The sequence below is a fragment of the Bacillus sp. L_1B0_5 genome, from assembly GCF_000836715.1.
Classification (GTDB): domain Bacteria; phylum Bacillota; class Bacilli; order Bacillales; family Bacillaceae_G; genus Bacillus_A; species Bacillus_A thuringiensis_S.
The window spans coordinates 120,793-128,350 of the sequence record NZ_JXIS01000046.1; the positions used below are offsets into that span (position 1 = coordinate 120,793).

Sequence of the window (7,558 nt, forward strand, 5' to 3'; positions counted from 1 at the left end):
AAAACGGGGAGGTGCTTGACTATGGGACGTTATGTATTAAAACGTTTCGTGTACATGGCTTTGACATTATTTTTAATTACTACACTGACTTTCTTTTTGATGAAATTACTTCCGGGTTCTCCGCTTAAAAACCAGGAGAAGCTATCACCGGCACAAAAAGAAATCATTCTTGAAAAATACGGATTGAATGATCCGGTACCAGTTCAATACGCACGTTACTTAGGTAACTTAGCAAAAGGTGATTTAGGGGTATCATTCCAATATGATAACCGTCCAGTAACAGATATGATTGTGGATCGTATTGGACCATCAGCACAGCTTGGTTTACAAGCGATTATATTAGGAACATTTATCGGTTTAATTTTAGGAATCGTTGCGGCACTTCGTAACAATACGTGGGTCGATTATGGAGCGACAATTATTTCCGTACTCGGGATGTCGGTACCATCATTCGTATTCGCCGCTTTACTACAATATTTCGTAGGGGTAAAACTTGGTTGGTTCCCAGTAGCGTTCTGGAAAGGACCAGAGTTTACAGTAATGCCTACAATTGCTTTATCGATGGCAGTTATCGCAACAATCGCACGTTTCTCTCGTGCAGAATTAATTGAAGTTATGCAAGCCGATTACATTTTAACAGCGAAAGCTAAAGGAATTAGCCAAGGCGTTATCATTGTCAAACACGCACTTCGTAACGCATTAATTCCAGTAGTAACAATTTTAGGACCAATGGTTGCGGCATTAATTACAGGAACACTTGTTATCGAGCAAATTTATGCTGTACCAGGACTTGGGGAACAATTCGTTAAATCTATTACAGTGAATGACTATACAGTTATTATGGGAACTACGATTTTCTATAGTGCGATCTTCATTTTAGTTATTTTCATTGTCGATATTTTATACGGAATTATTGATCCTCGTATTCGTTTAGCGGGAGGGAAAAAATGATGAAAGATGTACAAAAATTATCTCCAGATTTATTTCAACAAGCCAATCAAAATAATGTTGATAATGAAGTCATTGCCCGTCCAAGCTTAACGTTTTGGCAAGATGTAAGAAGACGTTTGTTCCAACATAAAGGTGCGATGCTTGGTTTCGTATTATTAAGTCTTATTATATTACTAGCGATTTTTGGACCGATGGTAAGTAAACACTCGTATAAAGAGCAAGATTTAGGTCGTGCGAAAATGCCACCAAAAATTCCAGTTATTGAAAATGTTCATTGGTTACCATTTGACGGTACAGATCAATATGGTGTTGACCAATATGAAAAACGTGATATTAAAGAGTACTTCTGGTTTGGTACAGATGATCTTGGTCGTGATTTATGGACAAGAACATGGGAAGGTACACGCGTATCATTATATATCGCTCTTTTAGCAGCAGCAATTGACTTAGTAATTGGGGTTGCATACGGAGGTATTTCAGCGTTTTATGGCGGCAGAGTAGATAATATTATGCAACGTATTATGGAGATTATTAACGGTATTCCATACTTAATCATCGTTATCTTAATGGTAATCATTATGGGATCTGGTATATGGTCAATTACACTCGCAATGGCAATTACAGGTTGGATAGGGATGTCGCGTATCGTTCGTGGACAAATCCTGAAATTAAAAAACCAAGAATATGTATTAGCATCTCGTACATTAGGTGCAACAAATACACAATTAATTGTGAAACATTTAATTCCAAACGTAATGGGACCTATTATCGTAATGACAATGTTTACAATTCCATCAGCGGTGTTTGGTGAAGCGTTCTTAAGTTTCATCGGTTTAGGAATTCAGCCACCATTTGCGTCACTAGGTTCTCTTGTAAATGATGGTTATAAATCTATTCAAACGTATCCGCATATGATGTTCATCCCTGCGGTTGTCATCAGTATATTAATTTTAGCGTTTAACTTAATGGCAGACGGATTACGCGACGCGTTAGATCCAAAAATGCGTAAGTAAAAGAGGGGAGAGGCAAAGATGAAAACATTGTTAGAGGTAAAAGATTTACAAGTCTCCTTTGATACACATGCAGGTGAAGTACAAGCTGTACGCGGCGTTACTTTTGATTTGAAAAAAGGAGAGACATTGGCGATTGTAGGAGAATCTGGTTCAGGGAAATCAGTTACTTCTAAAGCGTTAATGGGATTAATTCCGAATCCTCCTGGACGCATTAAAAATGGTGAGATCGTATTTGAAGGTCGTGACTTAACGAAATTAACAGAAAAAGAAATGCAGCAAGTACGTGGTAAAGATATCGCGATGATTTTCCAAGATCCAATGACATCATTAAACCCAACGATGACAATTGGAAATCAAATTATGGAAGGCCTTATTAAACACCAGGGGATGAGTAAAGCAGACGCACGTAAAGTTGCTTTAGAATTAATCGACCTTGTAGGTATTCCAAATCCAGAAGCTCGTTTAAAACAATATCCTCACCAATTCTCAGGTGGTATGAGACAGCGTGTAGTTATTGCGATGGCGTTAGCTTGTAACCCGAAATTATTAATTGCCGATGAGCCGACAACAGCGCTAGACGTTACGATTCAGGCACAAATTTTAGAACTTATGAAAGACATTCAGCAAAAAACAGAAGCGGCAATTATTTTCATTACGCATGACTTAGGTGTAGTAGCAAACGTTGCTGACCGAGTGGCAGTTATGTACGCTGGTAAAGTTGTTGAAATTGGAACTGTAGATGAAATTTTCTATAATCCGAAACATCCATATACTTGGGGCTTAATCGCATCTATGCCAAGTTTAGATGGCTCAGAGGAAGAGTTATATGCAATTCCTGGAACGCCTCCGGATTTATTAAAGCCGCCAAAGGGTGATGCTTTTGCACCACGTAACCCACAGGCACTAAAAATTGATTTTGAAATGGACCCACCTTTATTTAAAGTAAGTGATACACACTATGCGGCAACTTGGTTACTTCACGAGCAAGCTCCAGAAGTAAAACCGCCGGCAGTTGTTGAAAAACGTATTCTTCAAATGAAAGCAGGTGAACAACATGACTAAACAACGTGAGAAATTAATTGAAGTAAAAAATGTAAAGCAGCACTTCGACGTGAGTGGTGGTGTTGTCAAAGCGGTTAATGATATTTCATTTGATATTTACCGCGGAGAAACATTTGGTCTTGTAGGAGAATCAGGTTGTGGTAAATCAACAACTGGAAGAACGATTATTCGTTTATATGATGCAACTGCTGGTGAAGTATTGTTCGATGGTGAAAACGTACATGGTAAGAAATCACGCGCAGAATTGAAGAAATTCAACCGTAAAATGCAAATGATTTTCCAAGATCCATACGCATCATTAAATCCTCGTATGACAGTAGGGGATATTATCGCAGAAGGTATTGATATTCACGGATTAGCGAAAAGTAAAAAAGAGCGCATGGATCGTGTCCATGAATTATTAAACACAGTTGGTTTAAATAAAGAGCATGCAAACCGTTTCCCGCACGAATTCTCAGGTGGACAACGTCAGCGTATCGGTATCGCTCGAGCGCTTGCTGTAGAACCAGAATTTATCATTGCCGATGAGCCGATCTCAGCACTTGACGTATCGATTCAGGCGCAAGTTGTAAACTTACTGAAAAAGCTACAAAAAGAAAAAGGTCTAACATACTTATTCATTGCCCATGATTTATCGATGGTAAAATACATTAGTGACCGCATCGGCGTAATGTACCGTGGGCAAATTGTAGAACTTACAACAAGTGAAGAGTTATATGCGAATCCAGTTCATCCATATACGAAATCACTATTATCAGCAATTCCGCTACCAAATCCAGATTATGAGCGTAATCGTAAACGTATCGTATACGATCCATCGCAGCATGATTACGGTAGCGAAGTGCCAACAATGCGTGAAATTCGCCCAGGACATTTCGTACTATGTTCTGAAGCGGAGTATAAGAAATATAAAGAGATTTATCAATAATAAAAAAAGCCATTCTTCCATTAAGGAAGGATGGCTTTTTTCTACTATATATATGAGTTGTCGGTAAGTCGATATAAATTGCATTTATTAATAACTACATCATGATCAAACAAGTGCTACTGTGCCTGAACAGAACCAATCTCGTCTTGCTCTTCTGGTTTCACAAGTGCGTAACGTTCCCACGCCCTGCTTTTCCAGCGGAAGAACATAATAATGGCACGCGTCCATTCGTCGATGGCGATCGCTAGCCAAATACCAACGAGCCCCATATCTAAATGAAAGGCGAAAAAGTAACCTAGTGGTAAACTCATTAACACCATAGAGAATGCACCGATTAAAACAGGATATTTTGCATCCCCAGCTGCACGAAGCGAATTAATGATGACGATGTTCATCGTACGTCCCGTTTCAAGTAATACACTTAGTAAAAGAACACTTGCGCCTAACCCGATAATGTGCGGATTATCTGTAAACAGTCCCATTAATTGTGTACGGAATGTAATAACGAGAGCGACCATACATAAAGTTACACCAATCGCCCATTTTACACTTTTCCACAAGCGTTCGTATGCTTCATCCTTTTCCCCACCACCAACAAGGCGGCCAATAATAATGGCTGTTCCCATACCAATCGCAATTGCAAATAAATAAGTGAACATGGAAATGTTAGTAGCGTATTGTCTAGCAGCTAATGATTCCGTTCCTAAGTACGTTGCGTAATAAAGGAAGACGATTTGACAAGCTTGATACATCACTTGTTCAAATGCAGATGGAATGCCGATTTTTAAAATTTTCCCAATGTATTCTTTGGATAAAGTGAAGTAATATTGTAATTTCACACGATATTCCATAACGCGGTATAGTAACCAGAAGAAAACAATAAGTGCGATCAATCGACTGATAGCGGAAGAAATTGCAGCCCCTTGTACACCGAGCTCTGGGAAACCAAATTTCCCGAAAATGAGTGCGTAGTTTCCAGCGATATGAATAATATTCATTCCGAGTGAAATAAACATCGCTTGCTTTGTAAAACCGTGTACACGGATAATTGCGGCTAATGAGTTAATGATAGCTTGCAGGAAGATAGCCCCTCCGACGATAGATAAGTAGTTTTGCGCATACGATAGTACATCGCCTTGTAAGTTCATTGCGAGCATCATATGTTTCGAAAATAAAAGAAAACCAGCGCTTATAACGAGCCCAACTATTAAATTTAATGTGACGGCTAATGCTGATATTTTAGATGCTTCCATAAAGCGTCTGGAACCGAGGTATTGAGATACAACGATAGCAGCGCCGTTCCCGATGACTTCTAATACCAAAATCGCAATATGAAGATATTGATTCGCTGCACCAACCCCAGATACAGCATCGTCTGATAATGCACTTAACATGAACGTATCAGCGATCCCCATCAACATAAAAAGAAAAACTTCTAGAAAAATAGGCCATGTTAATAAGAATAAACTTAATTTCTCTGTCGGCCCATTTTTGGCCTGAATTGCTGTCATGTCCGTCCCCTCTTTACCGATATCTATTTTTAGCAAAATGTATCGTAACATACTTTCTTATCCTTTGCACTCATTTTAGCCTACATATTTTTAATATGAAGGGACTGCTACTTTATGTTAAAAAGGGTGGGATAATTATACATAAAGTATTATGAAATATAAAATTTGTTTTTCTCTGATAATTTAGAAAAATATAAAAATAATTATTTCCGGCACTTTAGTAAGGGGAAACAGCAATATAAAACGTTTACAAAGATATATTTTTTAACAGAAAACTTTAATGAAATAGAAATATAAATATACAAAAAATATATTTGTGTGTATAATATGAATTATTAGAACATATATATATTTCTTTCTGTTTGAAAATGAAAGGGCTAACATTTTTTTGGAGGGTGGAAGTATGAAAAAAAAGATACCAGTTTTTGTAGCATCAACAGTAGCGATGAGCATGATGTTAGGGGCATGTAGCTATCAAAAAGATGAACCGCAAGCAAACGCAAAAGGGGATAGCGGGAAAAGCGGTGCGAAGCAAGTTATTAACTTAATTGAAACACAAGAAATTCCAACGATGGACACAGCATTATCAGCTGACGCAGTTTCTTCAAGAGTAATGAACAATACGATGGAAGGCTTATACAGTTTAGGAAAAGATGATAAGCTAGTTCCAGGTGTAGCGAAGGAATTTAAAAAGTCAGAAGACGGTAAAAAGTATACGTTTAAGTTACGTGAAGACGCGAAATGGTCAAACGGTGAGCCTGTGACAGCGAAAGATTTCGTATACGCATGGCAAAGAGCGATTAATCCAGATACAGCTGCGAAATCAGCTTATATTATGTACGATATAAAAAATGCAGAGAAAATTAATAAAAAAGAGATGAGTCCTGATCAACTAGGTGTAAAAGCAATTGATGATTACACATTAGAAGTTGAATTAGACAATTCCATTCCATATCTTGTAGATTTAATGGTATATCCAATCTTCTATCCTGTGAATGAGAAGTTTGTTAAAGAGCAAGGTGCAAAGTTTGGTTTAGAAGCAAATACAACACTTTATAACGGACCATTTACATTAAGCGATTGGCAGCATGAACGTAGCTTTAAAATGACAAAGAACTCATCATATTGGGACAATAAAGAAGTGAAGATTGAAGAAGTAAACTTTAATATTGTAAAAGATACATCTACGCCAATTAACTTATATGAAACAAATGCAATTGATCGAGCGTCGTTATTAGCGGAGTTTATCGATAAATATAAAGGAAAACCAGATTTCCAAACAGTAGAAGATACATCTGTATTCTTCCTACGTTTAAATCAAAAAGATCCAGCTTTAGCAAATAAAAATATTCGTAAAGCAATTTCACTTGCTTTTGATCGTAAGCCGTTCGTTGATACATTATTAAACAACGGTTCTAAGGCCGCGACAGGATTAATTCCTGATAACTTCATTAAAGGACCAGATAAAAAAGATTTCCGTGCTGTAAATGGGGATATTGTAAAACCAAACGTGAAAGAAGCGAAGAAATATTGGGAAGCTGGTAAAAAAGAACTTGGTAAAAATGAAATCGAATTAGAATTATTAAATGAAGATGTAGAGTTATCAAAGAAAACTGGTGAATATTTAAAAGGTGAATTAGAAAAGAATTTACCAGGTTTAACAGTGAAAATTAAACAACAACCATTCGCGCAAAAACTAAAATTAGAAGATGCGGGCGATTATGTCATGTCATTCTCTGGATGGAGTGCGGACTTCCCAGATCCGATTACATATCTTGATATGTTTGTAACAGATGGGTCACAAAATAAGATGAAGTACTCTAATCCGAAATACGATGAAATCATTATGAAGGCGAAAAAAGATGGAAGCGATGTAAATGCTCGTTGGAAGAACTTATTAGAAGCAGAAAAAATGTTACTTGATGACGCTGCGATTGTTCCAGTATATCAACGTGGTAGAGCATACTTACAAAGAGAAACAATTAAAGATATGTACAACCATAAATATGGCGGAGATTTAAGCTTTAAGTGGGCATCCGTAGGAAAATAAAAAAAAGCAGGCTAACTTGAAGTGACCCCTAAAAGTTAGACAC

At 37.4% G+C, this 7,558-nt stretch carries 6 protein-coding genes; 5 read left to right on the plus strand and 1 reads right to left on the minus strand.

The window, feature by feature from the left end:
• The first annotated feature begins 21 nt into the window (after positions 1-21).
• The 4 genes from opp3b to RT27_RS15985 are packed head-to-tail and all read left to right on the plus strand — an operon-like array spanning position 22 to position 3,954.
• Positions 22-951, plus strand: a complete 930-nt coding sequence (gene opp3b / locus RT27_RS15970; protein WP_000534166.1) for an oligopeptide ABC transporter permease — start codon at positions 22-24, stop codon at positions 949-951.
• Positions 948-1,964: an oligopeptide ABC transporter permease gene (opp3C, locus tag RT27_RS15975; RefSeq protein ID WP_016082472.1), complete on the plus strand. Its 1,017-nt coding sequence runs from the start codon at positions 948-950 to the stop codon at positions 1,962-1,964. Before opp3b ends, opp3C begins: the two co-directional genes overlap by 4 nt.
• Before the next feature lie 18 nt (positions 1,965-1,982).
• Positions 1,983-3,026: an ABC transporter ATP-binding protein gene (locus RT27_RS15980; protein ID WP_000854346.1), complete on the plus strand. Its 1,044-nt coding sequence runs from the start codon at positions 1,983-1,985 to the stop codon at positions 3,024-3,026.
• Positions 3,019-3,954, plus strand: coding sequence for an ATP-binding cassette domain-containing protein (locus RT27_RS15985; protein ID WP_043936633.1), 936 nt, complete (start codon positions 3,019-3,021; stop codon positions 3,952-3,954). Before RT27_RS15980 ends, RT27_RS15985 begins: the two co-directional genes overlap by 8 nt.
• A 116-nt stretch (positions 3,955-4,070) precedes the next feature.
• Here RT27_RS15985 and RT27_RS15990 read toward each other — a convergent pair whose 3' ends face one another.
• Positions 4,071-5,516 (minus strand): MATE family efflux transporter, encoded by a 1,446-nt coding sequence (locus RT27_RS15990; RefSeq protein WP_050842864.1) that lies wholly within the window; start codon positions 5,514-5,516, stop codon positions 4,071-4,073.
• Between the two features lie 352 nt (positions 5,517-5,868).
• Between RT27_RS15990 and RT27_RS15995 the strand changes: the two genes are divergently transcribed.
• On the plus strand, positions 5,869-7,515 hold the full coding sequence (locus tag RT27_RS15995) for a peptide ABC transporter substrate-binding protein (RefSeq protein ID WP_029442138.1): 1,647 nt from the start codon (positions 5,869-5,871) through the stop codon (positions 7,513-7,515).
• Positions 7,516-7,558: the final 43 nt, after the last annotated feature.